The organism is uncultured Campylobacter sp. (assembly GCF_937973075.1).
Taxonomy (GTDB): domain Bacteria; phylum Campylobacterota; class Campylobacteria; order Campylobacterales; family Campylobacteraceae; genus Campylobacter_B.
Window position 1 is genome coordinate 1 of sequence record NZ_CALBWL010000067.1, and the last position, 14556, is coordinate 14556.

General features: G+C 48.1%; 15 protein-coding genes. 9 read left to right on the plus strand and 6 right to left on the minus strand.

The features are described from left to right. Positions 1 to 344: 344 nt before the first annotated feature. The 9 genes from Q0274_RS09475 to Q0274_RS09515 all read left to right on the plus strand — a co-directional run bounded on the left by Q0274_RS09475 (position 345) and on the right by Q0274_RS09515 (position 9968). Complete coding sequence (locus Q0274_RS09475; protein ID WP_298029224.1) at positions 345 to 1811, plus strand: aldehyde dehydrogenase family protein; 1467 nt, start codon at positions 345 to 347, stop codon at positions 1809 to 1811. Positions 1812 to 1981: 170 nt separating this feature from the next. After that, positions 1982 to 2257, plus strand: coding sequence for an EexN family lipoprotein (locus Q0274_RS09480; protein ID WP_298029226.1), 276 nt, complete (start codon positions 1982 to 1984; stop codon positions 2255 to 2257). Between the two features lie 645 nt (positions 2258 to 2902). Next, positions 2903 to 4174: a thiamine-phosphate kinase gene (locus tag Q0274_RS09485; RefSeq protein ID WP_298029228.1), complete on the plus strand. Its 1272-nt coding sequence runs from the start codon at positions 2903 to 2905 to the stop codon at positions 4172 to 4174. 188 nt (positions 4175 to 4362) lie between these two features. Continuing rightward, positions 4363 to 4800: a DUF417 family protein gene (locus Q0274_RS09490; protein WP_298029230.1), complete on the plus strand. Its 438-nt coding sequence runs from the start codon at positions 4363 to 4365 to the stop codon at positions 4798 to 4800. 413 nt (positions 4801 to 5213) lie between these two features. After that, positions 5214 to 6254 (plus strand): isoaspartyl peptidase/L-asparaginase family protein, encoded by a 1041-nt coding sequence (locus Q0274_RS09495; protein WP_298029232.1) that lies wholly within the window; start codon positions 5214 to 5216, stop codon positions 6252 to 6254. Positions 6255 to 6632: 378 nt separating this feature from the next. Further along, complete coding sequence (locus Q0274_RS09500) at positions 6633 to 7172, plus strand: tetratricopeptide repeat protein (RefSeq protein WP_298029234.1); 540 nt, start codon at positions 6633 to 6635, stop codon at positions 7170 to 7172. Continuing rightward, on the plus strand, positions 7163 to 7339 hold the full coding sequence (locus Q0274_RS09505; protein WP_298029236.1) for a hypothetical protein: 177 nt from the start codon (positions 7163 to 7165) through the stop codon (positions 7337 to 7339). Before Q0274_RS09500 ends, Q0274_RS09505 begins: the two co-directional genes overlap by 10 nt. A 454-nt stretch (positions 7340 to 7793) precedes the next feature. Next, the gene (locus tag Q0274_RS09510; protein ID WP_298029238.1) at positions 7794 to 9287 is read left to right on the plus strand and encodes an RNA ligase; all 1494 of its coding nucleotides are present in this window, start codon (positions 7794 to 7796) and stop codon (positions 9285 to 9287) included. Between the two features lie 84 nt (positions 9288 to 9371). Next, complete coding sequence (locus tag Q0274_RS09515; protein ID WP_298029240.1) at positions 9372 to 9968, plus strand: phosphoesterase; 597 nt, start codon at positions 9372 to 9374, stop codon at positions 9966 to 9968. Between the two features lie 145 nt (positions 9969 to 10113). On the opposite strand, the gene Q0274_RS09520 is transcribed toward Q0274_RS09515, so the two are convergent. The 6 genes from Q0274_RS09520 to Q0274_RS09545 form a co-directional block, all read right to left on the minus strand. Continuing rightward, on the minus strand, positions 10114 to 10239 hold the full coding sequence (locus tag Q0274_RS09520) for a hypothetical protein (RefSeq protein WP_298029242.1): 126 nt from the start codon (positions 10237 to 10239) through the stop codon (positions 10114 to 10116). Between the two features lie 312 nt (positions 10240 to 10551). Further along, positions 10552 to 10752 (minus strand): hypothetical protein, encoded by a 201-nt coding sequence (locus Q0274_RS09525; protein ID WP_298029244.1) that lies wholly within the window; start codon positions 10750 to 10752, stop codon positions 10552 to 10554. 33 nt (positions 10753 to 10785) lie between these two features. Beyond that, positions 10786 to 11217: a hypothetical protein gene (locus Q0274_RS09530; RefSeq protein ID WP_298029246.1), complete on the minus strand. Its 432-nt coding sequence runs from the start codon at positions 11215 to 11217 to the stop codon at positions 10786 to 10788. Between the two features lie 292 nt (positions 11218 to 11509). Beyond that, a complete protein-coding gene (locus Q0274_RS09535; protein WP_298029335.1) occupies positions 11510 to 12607 on the minus strand; it encodes a HAMP domain-containing sensor histidine kinase in 1098 nt (365 codons plus the stop codon). A gap of 18 nt (positions 12608 to 12625) precedes the next feature. Beyond that, entirely contained in the window at positions 12626 to 13288 is a 663-nt protein-coding gene (locus Q0274_RS09540) for a response regulator transcription factor (protein WP_298029248.1), read from the minus strand. Between the two features lie 476 nt (positions 13289 to 13764). After that, complete coding sequence (locus Q0274_RS09545) at positions 13765 to 14295, minus strand: DUF1104 domain-containing protein (RefSeq protein WP_298029250.1); 531 nt, start codon at positions 14293 to 14295, stop codon at positions 13765 to 13767. Between the last annotated feature and the right edge of the window lie 261 nt (positions 14296 to 14556).

Sequence of the window (14556 nt, forward strand, 5' to 3'; positions counted from 1 at the left end):
AATTTTAACGAAGCCGAATTCAAAATCCAGGCGGAGCCAAATTTTAAAATTTTATCGGAGAGAAATTCTAAAATTTCGCGCAGCCGAATTTCCACTCTCATTCCATAAACGTTACCTTTTGAAATTTCGCCGCTCGCGCCGGGTTAAATTTCGCGCCGCTTCAAAGCCGCTTCAAACCTCCGCTGTCGCGTACGCAGATCAAATTTTAAAATTTCGCGGGCGCCGCATTGCTTCTCAAATTTACACACCGCGAAATTTTAACCGATTTTCGCTCCGAAATTTATGCCGCATTAACCGCCGCGGATATATAATAGCGAATGTCATATTTCACGTAAGGAGTAAGCATGGCTACAATCCAACCAAGCTATAAGCTTTTCATCGACGGCGAGTTTGTGGGTGCCGAAGGCGGCGCGAGCCTAGACGTTTTTAATCCCGCTACCGGCGAGAAAATTTCAAAGATCGCAGATGCTAGCAAGGCGGACGTCGATAGAGCGGTCGCCGCGGCGCGCAAGGCGTTTGAGAGCTTTCGCCGCACTAGCGTTTATGAGCGCAGCGCGCTGCTAAATAAGATCGCCGACGTCCTAGAGCAAAACGCCGAGTTTATCGCCACCGTAGAGACTATCGACAACGGCAAGCCGATCCGCGAGACACGCGCGGTCGACGTAGCGTGGTCGATCGAGCATTTCCGCTATTTTGCGGGCGTGATCTTGGGCGAGGAGGGCAGCGCCAATATGCTAAAAGAGCGCTATCTATCCGTCGTCTTGCGCGAGCCGATCGGCGTAGTAGGACAGATCGTGCCGTGGAATTTCCCGTTTTTGATGAGCGCGTGGAAGCTCGCTCCGTTACTTGCCGCGGGCGATACATGCGTGTTTAAGCCAAGCTCCGAGACCAGCCTTAGCATTTTGGAGTTCATCCGCCTAATTGCGCCGCTACTTCCAAAGGGTGTCATCAACGTCGTAACCGGCAAGGGAAGCAAGGCAGGCGAGTTCGTCCGCACTCACAAAGGGCTCGATAAGCTTGCATTTACGGGCTCTACCGAGGTCGGCAGAGGCATCGCGTTAGCCGCGGCGCAAAAGATCATCCCTGCTACGCTTGAGCTTGGCGGCAAGAGCGCGAATATTATCTTTGACGATTGCGACTTCGATGTTGCGATCGACGGCGTGCAGCTGGGGATCCTTTTCAACCAAGGTCAAGTCTGCTGCGCGGGAAGTAGGATCTTCGTGCAGGAGGGTATCTACGATAAATTCGTGCCGGCGCTCGTGGAGAAATTTAAGCGCATCAAGGTGGGCGATCCGCTCGATCCGAACACCCAGATGGGATGCCAGATCAACAAAAAGCAAGCCGATAAAATTTTAGAGTACGTAAAAATCGGCGTAGAAGAGGGCGCTAAGATCGCCGTGGGCGGCAAGCGACATAGCGTGGGAGAGGCTTTCGTCGAGCCTACGCTACTCGTGGACGTGCGCAACGACATGCGCGTGGCGCAGGAGGAGATATTCGGTCCTGTGGGCGTCGTGATTAAATTTAAAGATCAAGACGAGCTCGTCCGCATGGCGAACGACAGCCTCTATGGGCTTGGCGGCGCCGTATTTACGCGCGACATCGCAAAGGCGCTCACGGTCGCACGCCTGCTTGAGACGGGTCGCGTGTGGGTCAATACCTATAACCAGATCCACGCCGGCGCGCCGTTTGGCGGCTACAAAGAATCGGGCATCGGTCGCGAAACGCACAAGATGATCCTGGATCACTACACCCAGACCAAAAACATCTACATCGACACGATCTCAAAACCGAGCGGCTTTTACGAGCAGTAAGGGCTTAGCGCGGTATCTCGGGCGGTTTACGCCGCCCGAAATTTTATTCTGCTTGACTTGTAATTCATCAAAATCCTCTTTATATAATATACGGCTGCAAAAAGACAATATAAAAAACGAAAATTAAGTTTAACGAATATATAATTAGTCACCATTTAAAAGGAGAAGAAATGAAACGAATTTTTTTGTTGAGCCTTACGGCTATCGTAGGTTTAGGTCTTGCCGGATGCAAGGAAGACGAGCCTAAAAAAACGGTTGCGGATTATCTGCTTGCGCCGCTAGAGGCAAAAGCGAAACTGGAGCTTTGCGAGAAAATGCAACCAAAGGACGTGATTAACGATAAAGAATGCAACAATGCAAACCGAGCGAAAGGGTTTTTGAGGGATCAAAATTTAGATCCAAATAGACATTGGTCTGAAGTGGATTATTATATAAAAACATCCTGAACGAATTAGCGAGGATCTTAAAAAATAACAATTAAATTTTTGAAAGTAGTAGCGCAAATACGCTAATAATATTTTTCCAAAGCGGGATTTGAAGAGAGAAAGAGAGTGAAAGTCTTAACGGCGAGCATTAAGTAGCTTCAATTTTTTCAAATCTCTTTGCAATTTTTACAGCCGCGTGCGTTCAAATATCAGATATGACTTTTGTCGTAGGCGGCTTGATAAAAGCCTTACTTGACTTACTGCGCTTACGCAGCGTTTAAATTTAATCTTGCCAGCGGCTACGGCTAAATTTTAAAATTTCAAATCCGCCGTTTTAAAGAGCCGTCATCTGCGCGAGTGCGCGTAAGCGGGCGCATGCAAGAAACAGCCTCGGGCGCAGTTTTATCGCAGGCCTCCGTCCGCATCAAGTTATACCGTGCCGCGTTAAAGCCTCAAAACTCACGCGATTTCTAATTTTGCTATCGAGCCGCATCGAACCGCAGCCAAACTCGCGCGGTGAAAATCTAAATTTACGCTATAATCTTGCAAAGCGGAGCGTAGAACTCCTGCTGCGCGTGTGCGACGAAATTTAAACAAAGGCCCGCAAATTCGGGTTTCTTAGCTTTCACGCGGCTGCGGCGTAACGCTAAATTTAACGGAGGGAGCATGGATAAGGAGCGGTATATTTTTGAGAAATTTAGATCAAAATTTAGCGGCGATGATTGCGCCGTAATCGGCGAGCGAGCGTATTGTAAGGATCTTTTCGTCGAGGGCGTGCACTTTCGCCGTGGCTGGCTGAGCCTGCGCGAGATCGGCGCAAAGGCGATGCTCGTAAACATCTCGGATATGATCGCGACGAATGCGCGCGCCAAATACGCCCTGCTGGGGCTTGCGCTGCCGCGCGAGATCAGCACGCGCGAGATCGACGAGCTGTGCGCGGGCGTGAGCGAAACGGCGCGGGAGTGGGGCATACGGATCATCGGCGGCGACACGATCGGCTCGGATCGCATCGCGCTTAGCGTGAGCCTGATCGGCAAGTGTAAGCGCCCCGTGTTTCGCAGCGGCGCGCGCATGGGCGATCTCATCGCGCATACGGGCGAGTTGGGCGGCGTCGGGCGCGATCTGGCGGTGCTTTTAAGAGATGAAATTTCGCCCGCTAACTCGCAGATGCAGAACCGAAACGATAAAATTTCGTCGGCGCAAAGCTCAAGCACCGCGCCGCAGGGTCTCAACGCGGAGGCTTCGACGGCACAAAATCCTGGCGATGAGGTGCGAAGCCCGGACGATAAAATTTCACCTGCGCGTGCCGAGTCGCAGAACCTGGACGCTGAAACTTCGGCAATACAAATTTTGGATCTTGAGCCGCAAAGTCTGGACGATAAAATTTCACCTGCGCGCGCCGAGCCGCAGAGCTTGGATGCCGAAACTTCGGCGCAAAATTCCGTGTCACGAAGCGGAGAGGATCGCAAGAGCCCTACGTCGCAAAGCCTCGCATGTGAAAATTCTACGTCGCAAAGCTCTGCAGGCGAAAATCCTGTGCTGGGTAGTGGCTCATATCGCTTGCGCGAGGATCTACGCGCAAAAATTTCAAAAAATTCGCGCTTCGTCAGGCCCGTCTTGCGCGATAAGTTTTTTTACAAGGCGGCGAAGTTCATTAGCGCGGCGATGGACATTAGCGATGGGCTCGCGCAGGACTTGCCCCGCCTGTTGGAGGCTAGCGGCGTGGGTGCGCGCTGGATCGCCCGCCCTAGCGAGGCTGCGCTGCAAAGCGGCGAGGAGTATGAGATTTTGTTCAGCTTCGCGCCGAAGTTTTTGCCTAAAATCTACGCGATTGCCGCTAAAACGGGCGTTTCGATCAATATCATCGCCGAGGTTTGCCCGCGCACGCCGCAAAGCTCGATGGAATTTCGCGGCAGCTCGCACCACTTCGCGCCTTGAAATTTACCGCGACTGATTTAAATTTTAAGGCGCGTGGCATGGAATTTGAAATTTCGCGGAGCCACGAAATTTCGTGGAGGCGTAGAATTTTATGAAGCCGCGGAATTTGGAATTTGAAATTTCGCCCCTTCACATAGCCTACACGCAAGCTCGCTATCATACCGCTACACAATTTACAAAGGAGCCGTATGAGGGAGATCGTAAAAAAATTTGTCGCAGGCGACGCGGATATTGTATTCGCTAGACTTTCCGTTATCATCGTGCTTGCCGTGATGGGCAACTACAAGTGGTTTGAGTTTGAAGTGGAGGCTTTAAAGCCGCTCTTTTCGCAGACGTGGCTTTCGTTTTTGCCCTCAGCGCTCGGGGACTCTGGCGCGAGCTATTTTTTGGGCGTGGTGGAGACCGTGGGCTATCTCTCGCTCATCGCGGGCTTTTTCAAGCCGAAGGCGGGCATCGTGGGCGATCTCATCGTGATCGTCATGGCGCTTACTACGCTCAGCCTACTGCCGCAGTTGGGCAAGATCGACGGCTTTATCTTTAAAGACCTTTTCTTGCTAGGCCTTGGCTTGGTGCTGCTAAAATACGACCTGGCGCGCCTTTGCCGCGGAGAAAAAAGCTGCGATTGAGCCGTCAAAACATACTGGCGTCGGTTCCGACGCAACACTAAATGATCGCGCACGGCGAGCTTGAGGCGTTTTGATTTGAAGCCTGCTTTGCCGGTGGGTGCGTGCTTGAGCTCGATCGCATAGCACCCTTTAAAATACGACCGCGCGCTAAAATTTTATGACGCGTGGTTGAAATTTATCGAGCTGAGATAATTAAATTTTACTAACGCTCAAACTCAAATTTATAAAATTTAAATCGATCCATCAGATTGTGCCATAAATTGAGTCGCGTTAAATTTGACAGCGAAAGCTTAATTCTAATCTCAAAGTATTAGATTTGTATCCGGCTGAATTCGCATTTGATTAAGCGAAAAGAAAAGTGCAAAGTTATATCATTTCTTAAGAATTCTGCAATTTTTTCGAAAGGATGAGATATGAAGCACTTTTCACTCTCAAAGGCCGTTTTTATGGCGGCAAGTTTGGCCCTACTCGGGCTAACGGCTGCGAATGCGCAGGAGAAATTTTCCCCAGTCATCGTCATTCACGGCGGCACCAGCGGGCTTGATCTAACCAAAGAGGAATTTAAAATCCGCGAGGAGCCGATGAACCGGGCGCTTTTGGCGGGTCAGGCCGTGCTTGAACGGGGCGGCACCGCGATGGATGCCGTAACGGCGGCCATTATGGTGCTTGAGGACGATCCGAATTTCAACGCGGGCAAGGGCGCGGTATTTACAGCCGACGGATTTAACGAACTAGACGCCTCGATCATGGACGGCTTGACCAAAAAAGCGGGCGCGGTCGCGATGGCGCGGCATATCAAAAACCCTATCCTAGGCGCCAGACTCGTGATGGATAAGACGTGGCATACGCTTGTTGCAGGCGAGGGAGCCGACAAGCTCGCCAAAGAAAACGGCCTAGAGATGGTCGATCAGAAGTATTTTTTCACGCAGTTTAGATACGACGCGCTACAAAAGGCCAAAGAGAAGCAAAAGCTGCTACTTGATAGCGAAAAGGCGAAAAAGACGTCGTTAAATTTACACGAGCGTCCGTATCTAGGCACCGTGGGAGCGATCGCGCTGGATAAAAACGGCAACCTAGCCGCAGCGACCAGTACCGGCGGTATGACCAATAAAATGACCGGCCGCATCGGCGATAGCCCTATAATCGGCTCGGGAACCTACGCCGACAACGACTCGGTGGCGGTTTCTTGCACCGGCACAGGCGACATCTATATGCGCGTAAACGCCGCACACGAGGTCTCGGCTCTTTATAAATACAAAACGCAAGACGTGCAAAAAGCAGCCGAAGAAGCGGTAGCTCAGGTCAAAGCTCTCGGTGGTAGCGGCGGCATCATCTCGATAGACAAGCACGGACACACGGGCTTTGCATGGACTAAAGACAAGCTCGGTATGTATCACGGCGAAGCAAGACTCGGAGCCAAACCGATCGTCTACTGGCCGCTAGGGGAGAAATAAACGTAAATTTAGCCCCTTTGCGGGGCTAAATTTAAATCAAATAGCGAGGATAATACGCTTTTTATCACACGTCTATCAAATTTGGCGCCTTCGTCGATCAAGCGCCTCGGCGCGGCTAAATTCGGTCAAATTTTACTTTTAGCACCTCGGCAAAGCGCGAATTTTCTATCATTAAATTTTAAACCGCACACACTGCTATCTTTTATGGATGCAAATTTAAACATCGCTGCCTCACGTATTTTGTGAAAAAATTTTTAAAATCAAATGTTGTTTCGCCTCTTTTAGGCGCCGTTGTATAAAAAAGATGGAGAATTTCATAAATTTCTAAGGGGGGGGGGGGGGAAAAATTAACCAAATTTTACCCGGAAAGGATATGAAATGAAAAAATCACTGTTTGCGTTGGCGTTTATCGCCTCTTTTGTATTTGCGGCGTCCGAGCTTGAGAAATTCGAAAAGGAGTGCGATGGCGGCAATATGGACTCTTGCGCTAGCGCCGCCGTACGATACGAAGATAGAACGAAGAAAATCGAACTGCTTCAAAAATCCTGCGACGGCGGTTATGGAACGGGCTGCGTAATGTTAGGCAACGAAATATTAGAAGAAAATCCCCAAAAAGCCATCGAACTTTATCAAAAAACTTGCAACGACGGCAATGAAGTAGGCTGCATAATGTTAAGCAATATGGGGATGCAGGATGATCCCCAAAAGGAAGTCGAGCGTCTTGAAAAAAAATGTAACGATGGAGATGTGGGTAGCTGCGGATTTTTAGGGGCTTTATATAATGACGGAGAGAAAATACAAAAGGACATATCAAAAGCGATCCTCTATTACGACAAAGCTTGCAACGGAGGGCATGAACTATCGTGCGGTCTTTTATCGGATATGTATCAAGCAGAAAAGGCGTTAAAATGGACATAACAAAAGCGGCGGTCTATTATAAAAAAGGCTGCGATCTAAACTCCTTATTATCTTGCTCTAACTTTGCAAATTTTAATTACTATATCGCAAACGACAAAAAGAAGGCCACCGAGTATTATAAAAAAGCTTGTGATCTCGGTAAAAACAAAAAAATGCCTCTCTTATAAAACTATCGCCGGAGTTTAAAGAAATTTGGCAAAAATCCTGCGATATGTATGAAATCGGCAAATAATAAAACGGCGAATTGATAAAATTTGCGCCTACTACGGCTTGGACATAGACGGGACTTAGACGCAGCGGATACGCTCGCTTAATCCCGCCTCTGCTTAGACAACTTGCGAAACGAACGGCATACGAATTTGATGCCTTGAGGTTTAAATTTAAGCCCCCGGGCGGCTCGCCACAAATTTTATCCTCGCTAAATTTCGCGCCAAAAAGCGCGCATCGACAGCAGCCCGCATAGATACGAGCGCCGCTCCGTCTAATTCGTGCCTCAAAAGCGCGCGAGCTAGGCGGCGAAATTCGGCTCTGTAAATTGAATTTTACCAAAATCCATATTTCTTGATACCAAAGCGCTCAAATTTCAGGTAGAATATCGCCATATAAAATCAAGGTGGTAAAATGAGAAAATTTATAGTCGTTCGCGGACACGCAGGCTCAGGTAAAACGACTTTCGCAAAAGAGAAAATTAAAGAATTTAAAAACGAATATCCGCAGGCACAAATTTATCATCTGGAAAACGATATGTTCTTAACCGATGAGGCGGAGATTTATACTTGGTCGCCGAAGCTTTTGGAGGAAGCGAAGCGCAAGGTCGCCCGCGAGATAAAGCAGGCGTATAAATTTGCCCTGGAAAACAAAGCTAAAGACGTTCTTATCGTGCTTAGCAACGTGAGCGCGCGCACCAAAGAGCTGCTAAGCCTAAAAGAGCAAGCCGCCCAAAACGGATTTATTTTCGAATGCTTTAGAATGCAAAATTTCTTCGTCTCCGAGCACGGCGTCGATGAAAATACGGTGATAGCGATGTTTATCAAGGTCGCAAACAACAAAATAGAGGGTGAAATTTTGATCCCGCCTGTTAATCCTATGAGCCAAAGCGTAGCGCAAAAGATTAAAGACGCGGCGGCTCTAAATAGGCGCGATCTGCCCTTTGATGCGGCGCAAAATACCTACGTAACGAAAAAATATATCGCCGCCACGCAGGATAAAAGGCTCTGGAGTGCGCGTCAAAGCGAACTTTATCCCGAGCTCCGCACATACAAATACTCAAAACGCGTCTTTTTCAAAGCCGATTGGGATAAGGCGCTACTTGAGATGCGCGGGCTCATAATGGACGATGATCTAAATATCATCGTGCGTCCGTTTAAAAAGGTCTATAACTATTCGGAATTTACCTCGCGCAAAAGCCTTTATCCTATCGATATCACAGACGATACGTCCGTGCTTGCCGTGCGAAAGGTAAACGGCTTTTTGGGGTGTTGTACCTACGTAGATGCCCACGAAAGCGGCGCGAGCTTTAACCGCCGCGTCATCTACTCTACGACGGGATCGACCGATAGTAGATTTGCACAGATGACGCGCGAACACTGCTGCAAATTTGAAGAGATTTTCAAACGCTATCCAAATAAAACTTTTTTATTTGAGATCACCGACGAGAGCGACCCGCACATCGTAGAAGAGGAGCTTGGAGAGACTTTTATCGGACTTATCGACGTTAAAACCGGCGCGCAAGCAAGCGAATTCGAGCTGGATAAAATCGCCGCAAGTACTGACGGAGCGCTAAAAAGACCTTTTTATAAGAAGGGCGAGCAGTATCTAAAAACGAGCTTTTTGGAGCTAAAAAATATAGTCAAAGAAGCAAAATTCGAGGGCTTTATGGTGTATATCCCGAGCCAGAACGATTTTTGCTTTAAGATGAAAACGCCTTATTATCTCGTGAATAAATTTTTTGCTCGCAGTAAAAACGAGGCGCTTTCCGGCAAACTGGATAAAACCAAGCTCGATGAGGAATTTCACCCTTTGGTCGATCACATCAAAGCAAACGAGCGGGAATTTAGATCCCTTGACGAGCAGGGCAAGCTAGGCTTTATAAAAGAATTTTTGGAAAAAATTTAACGATTAGCGCGAATATTTGACGCCGCGTAAATTTGAACGTAAAGAATAAATTCGATGCGGCGATTAAAGCTTAAAGGAAAAATGATGATATTTTTTACCTCCGATTTGCATTTTTATCACGGCAATATTATGAAATACTGCCCTAAATTTAGGGCTTTTAACGACATAGCTGAGATGAATGAAAGGCTAATAGAGCTCTGGAATGCCGTAGTGGGGCCCGAGGATACGGTTTATGATCTGGGCGATTTTGCATTTTGTAATAAATTAAAGGATCTAAAAAGCGTCGCGCGTAGGCTAAACGGCTCGCATGTGCTGATTTTAGGCAACCACGATACGCTCATTAGCCAAAACAAAGAAGCGCTGCTACGCGAGCTAAAAGAGGACGGAAATCCTATTTTTAGCGATATCCTACATTACAAGGAGCTAAATTTTGACGGCGGCGCTGGCGCGATGAAGGACGGCAAAGCGGGTATGAGCATCTGTATGTTTCACTATCCCGTAGAGGAACACAACCACGCCTCGAAAGGCTCTTTTATGCTTCACGGACACTTGCACGACCGCGCTTCCAGCCTAGAGGGGCGCATACTAAACGTAGGCTTTGACTCGCACGGCAAAATTTTAAGCTTAGATGAGATCGTGCAAATTTTAGGGCAAAGGCAAATCGCGGCAAGACATTTGTAATCCGGGCTAAACACGGACAGCCGCAGCATTGATTTAAGCGTAGCTGCGAGTGCTTGGCTCGTCCTTGTTACGCGAAATTTTATTTGCGCTGCCATAAAATTTTTATAGAATTCGCACGAAAGCTCACTGGCTAGTGCGCGCCAGCTTAATCCGCGCTGCTACGAAGTCCGTTTACGACCAAATAAAGCTTTGCTTGCCTTGCTAAAATTTTATCCATAATCTTGGCAAATTTCGCTTGCATCGTTACAAATTTTACAAGCTCTACGTGCATTATTAAGCTATGGCGGCGTAATTATTTACTAAATTTGAGGGAGAAATTTATCCAAAAAATTCAAGTGCAAAATTTGAACTATGGATTTTGTGCGCGGATTTGTGCCGCAAAATTTGTGTGCAAAATCGTGCTTAAAAATTCTATTTAAATTTTTGGCGTCGTATTCTGCGGGGAAATTTTAGTTGAAAATTTCGAAGCTTTTAGAATTTTGGCGCGCTCTTACACAGCCTAGAGTTTAAAATTATCTGAGGACGACGTCCGCTAGCTCTAGCGCGCACGTATCGGTGCGTTGCGAAGCAAAAAAGCTCATCGTTATCGTAGAGAGTAGCCTAAGCAGTAAATAAGAGCATTGAACTCATCGCTACCGTCTATGCTTAGCGTAAAAATCTGGCTAAACGGCGTGACATAAAAATATAGCGTGATATCTCCGCAGCGGTTGGATAAGGCGCTAAAGTGCACTTTTTCAATTGGGAATTTTGTGCCGTTTTGAGTGATTAAATTTTTATCGCTCACATAAATTCCCTTGTACACGGCATCCCAAAAGACCTACAAAAACACCATTATCATGCAAAAGCCGGCTAGCAGGATAGTTATATTAAAAACTACGCCGTATTCTGCTTTAAAGCATAGCGCAATCACGCCTAAAACGGGGATTAAGACTAGCAAAGCAGCGATTAGTTCAAGCCCGCTTCCGCGCTTTTTATACTCGCGTAGGATGCATTCATTTGCGTCCAGCTGCACTTTGGGCGCGAGCGGGATACGCACTGCGTAGCGAAAGCTAGCCCCACAGCCATGTAACAGCTTCTCGCTCAATGCTTCAAAGCCGCTTTTTGCCAAGATTCTTACGCGCCCTGGCGCACTAGCGTTTGCCGCGTCGCTTGCCGCCGTATCGCCTTCTGATGCTATGCCAGCCGCAGCCTCTAAGCCAGCTTGCCTAAACTTAGCTCTTTTATAGCTTACCTCATCAATATTTATCATTGTTACATACGGTGAAATTTGTAGCTATTTTATCGAATGGCTACGTAATTTCGGATAAATTCCACGGCGCGAAATTTTATAAAATTTCATATGGCTTACGCTATGTATTTTACAAACCGGCGGGCGAAATTTTGCGAGCGCGACCGGATTGCATGCGTAAATTCCGCCGTCAAATTACAACCTAGCGCAAATTTTTACGAACGAATCGCTAGCTAAATTTAAACCCGCGCGGTTAAGCCTAGCAAGTCCGCCTGCTAAAATTTCGTTCGCGCAGAATTTCGTTTGGGTAAAGTTAAAATTTCACCTCAAATTCCGTCCAGTCCTCGTTGCTATCGCACGAAATTTTAAGCCCGAGCTCGTCGCAGTATTTTTTGGCGATAAAAAGCCCGATGCCAAAGCCGCCGTTACGTTCGTCAAAGCGGGTGTAAAGCTCAAAAATATGCGGCAAATTTTGCCGCGCGATGCCCGCGCCGCTATTTTTGATGCGAAGCGAACGCTCGCGCAGGCTCACCTCGACGCAGCCGAGCTCGTCGCAATATTTTATCGCGTTGCCAAGCAGATTATCGATGATTTTTCGCAGCTTAAACTCATCCGCGCAAAAGGCTACCGGGCGCAGATCGGCGCTTAGATTTATGCACTTTTGCTCCGCAGCGACGCCGAAATACCTGATGCGGCTTTGCACCAGCTCGCCTAAATTTACCTCTCGTCCGCTGCCGCTTTTGTTTAAGCTTAGCGCGGTTAGATCCTCAAATAGCGCGTTTATCGTATTTGCGCCCGCCTTGATATTGCCTAGATATTTTTTCGGCTCGGTATCAAAAAGCTCGATACTCATCAAAATCACGCTAAGAGGCGTCTTTATCTCGTGTGTCGTATCGCGGATGAAGCCATTTAGAAACTCGATCTTTTCGTAAAGCGGGCGCAGCGAAAGGCGGATGATAAAATATGCGATCAGCAAAATAAGCGCCAAAACAAGTGCGCTCGCGGCTAAAATTTTAAGCTTCAGCGCCGCGAGCTTGCCCTCAAGCGCCTCAGTTTTGATCGCTACGTAGTACTCCGTGCCGTCCTTGCCGGTGAGATTAAACTGCTCTATCCTGCTATTTCCCTCCATATACACGCGCGGCGCGTCATCCTTCGGCTCAAAATCCCGTGCGATCTCATCGCTGCTATTCAGATCCGCCGCGTATGCCTGCATGGCGTCGAAATCGCCCTCGTTTAGGCGCCCGCCGCGAGCGAGCTTAGCCTCCAGGCCGTGTTTAAAATCCCTGATCGCAAAGGCATCGCGATCCGCGATAAAAAACTTCTCCCGCTCATAAAATATGCTGCTTACTAGCGCCAAAAACAAGACGCTAGTAAGAGTGTAGAGCAAAAAAATCGGTAAAATTTGACGCATTTTGGACACGGCGCGCTCCTAGATATATTTGTAGCCGAGCTTGGAGGCGTTTATGATGCGATCTTTGCCTAAAATTTTTCGCAGTCCGGCGATATAAACGCGCAGACTAAGCTCGCTCGGACTTTCGTCGTAGTCCCACAGCGCGGCGAAAATTTCATCTTTGCTAAGGAGCTTATCGCGGTTTTTTAGAAGCAGCGCAAGAAGCCTCGCCTGCTTTTGCGGCATCGGCACGAGCCTGTCTGCATGATATAGCGCGCGCTGAGCCATATCGAAGCTAAAGCTTCCGCCGATATTTTCGCGCCTGGCGGCGTTGTGAACGAAGGTGCGCTTTAGTAGATTATCCGCACGCAGGGCTAGCTCTTTTAGCTCAAAGGGCTTTTTGAGGTAGTCGTCGCAGCCGCTTCTAAAGCCGCTTTCGACGTCTTGCAGAGTGTTTAACGACGTCGTGAAAATACACGGTGCGCCGCGCCCCGCCTCGCGCAGCTCGCGAAGCAGCGCAAAGCCGTTGCCACCGATGATTTTGACGTCGAAGATCCACAGATCGAAGCTCTTTTCGTACGCTAAAGAAAGCGCCTCGTCGTAGCTTTTACTGCCGCTTACCTCGTACCCAGCGCCGCGCATATAGGTGCACATCATATCTAGCAGCATCCCCTCGTCCTCGACGATCAAAACCCTTGCCATAGCCCGCCTCCTTGCGTAGAATTTTTGAAATTATACCCTGTGAAATTCCAAGTAAAATTTAATTGCAAAATTTCACGGCAAAATTTTATCGTGGCGAAACAGCGCGTCTTGGCTCAAGAGCACGCTTTGTAAATTTAGATTGCTCGCCTAGTAATTAATTCGCGCAGTGCGCCAAGCAGCGCAAGAGGCTAAAATTTTACGATATAAAATTTTTGCGCTGCGGAATTTTAAAATTTACAGGTAAAACATTGGGCTTTAAAATTCCGCCGCTATGAAATTTTAAAATTTCACGTCCTAAAATTTCGCTGCGCAGGATTTCAAAACCTCGCCTGCGCCGATAAAATTTTGCGAAATTTCATCGGCGCTATGCCGCATAGGCTCCAAAGCTAAATTTTAAAATTTCTACGCCCTGATTTGCTAAAACAAAATTCCGCGCAAATGTTGCGCGGAACTACGTAGCTTGCGCGTAAGCGGCACTACTGCGCCATAGGACACGGAGCGGCGCCCGCATTTTGATTGCACGGCATCTCGCCCCTTGGCGGCATTGCCAGACCCTCACCGTCGCCCATTCCTTTATGCGGCATATGGCCGCACTCTCCTGGAGCCGTCTGCGATCTGTGCGGACCAAACCCGCGAGCGGGCCTTTTAAATTTGCCGAAATTACCGCGATCCTTAAGCTCGATATCCAGCCTATCTGCTTGCTCGACGCTTAGCTTGCCCGCCTGGGCGTTATAGTTTTTTCTAAACTCGTCTAGGAATTTCTCGCGATCCTCGACGCTCATAGCGTCCAGCTTCTTTTTAAACTCCGTCTTAAATCCGCGCTTGAGATCCCTTGCCTGCGCTCTTAGCTCTCCCGCGCGCTTATCGATCTCAAACGCCGCTTCGCTTAAGCTCTTGGCGTCGGCACCGGCGATCGAGGCATTGATCTGCTCGGGGGTGCTTGAGCTAAAATCTGCGGCGAACAGCACGCCCGCGACTAAAACGCTTGCTAAAACAATCTTTTTCATTCTCTCTCCTTTATGAAAATTAGCGTGATTGTAGGAAAAAGTCGTGAAGAAAAAGTTAAATGAAGCTCACGCCGCCAAAATAGCTCGGCACCATAAATTTAGAACTTTGATTTAAATTTAGAAAATTTACGCTGCTGCGGCAAAAACAGGGCATAATGCACGCAAACGGAGTTAAATTTTAAAATTTAAGCGGGGATGTTGTGTAGCACGTAAATTTAGCATAAATTTGCGCTGCATAGATTGTATCAAAAGCCCGCCATG

Excerpts from the sequence above, each read along its gene's own strand:
- Q0274_RS09540 (WP_298029248.1), bottom strand. The coding sequence starts at position 13,288 with ATGGCAAGGGTTTTGATCGTCGAGGACGAGGGGATGCTGCTAGATATG.
- Q0274_RS09530 (WP_298029246.1), bottom strand. The coding sequence starts at position 11,217 with ATGATAAATATTGATGAGGTAAGCTATAAAAGAGCTAAGTTTAGGCAA.
- Q0274_RS09520 (WP_298029242.1), bottom strand. The coding sequence starts at position 10,239 with ATGCACGTAGAGCTTGTAAAATTTGTAACGATGCAAGCGAAATTTGCC.
- Q0274_RS09510 (WP_298029238.1), top strand. The coding sequence starts at position 7,794 with ATGAGAAAATTTATAGTCGTTCGCGGACACGCAGGCTCAGGTAAAACG.
- Q0274_RS09500 (WP_298029234.1), top strand. The coding sequence starts at position 6,633 with ATGAAAAAATCACTGTTTGCGTTGGCGTTTATCGCCTCTTTTGTATTT.
- Q0274_RS09505 (WP_298029236.1), top strand. The coding sequence starts at position 7,163 with ATGGACATAACAAAAGCGGCGGTCTATTATAAAAAAGGCTGCGATCTA.
- Q0274_RS09545 (WP_298029250.1), bottom strand. The coding sequence starts at position 14,295 with ATGAAAAAGATTGTTTTAGCAAGCGTTTTAGTCGCGGGCGTGCTGTTC.
- Q0274_RS09495 (WP_298029232.1), top strand. The coding sequence starts at position 5,214 with ATGAAGCACTTTTCACTCTCAAAGGCCGTTTTTATGGCGGCAAGTTTG.
- Q0274_RS09480 (WP_298029226.1), top strand. The coding sequence starts at position 1,982 with ATGAAACGAATTTTTTTGTTGAGCCTTACGGCTATCGTAGGTTTAGGT.
- Q0274_RS09490 (WP_298029230.1), top strand. The coding sequence starts at position 4,363 with ATGAGGGAGATCGTAAAAAAATTTGTCGCAGGCGACGCGGATATTGTA.
- Q0274_RS09485 (WP_298029228.1), top strand. The coding sequence starts at position 2,903 with ATGGATAAGGAGCGGTATATTTTTGAGAAATTTAGATCAAAATTTAGC.
- Q0274_RS09535 (WP_298029335.1), bottom strand. The coding sequence starts at position 12,607 with ATGCGTCAAATTTTACCGATTTTTTTGCTCTACACTCTTACTAGCGTC.
- Q0274_RS09515 (WP_298029240.1), top strand. The coding sequence starts at position 9,372 with ATGATATTTTTTACCTCCGATTTGCATTTTTATCACGGCAATATTATG.
- Q0274_RS09475 (WP_298029224.1), top strand. The coding sequence starts at position 345 with ATGGCTACAATCCAACCAAGCTATAAGCTTTTCATCGACGGCGAGTTT.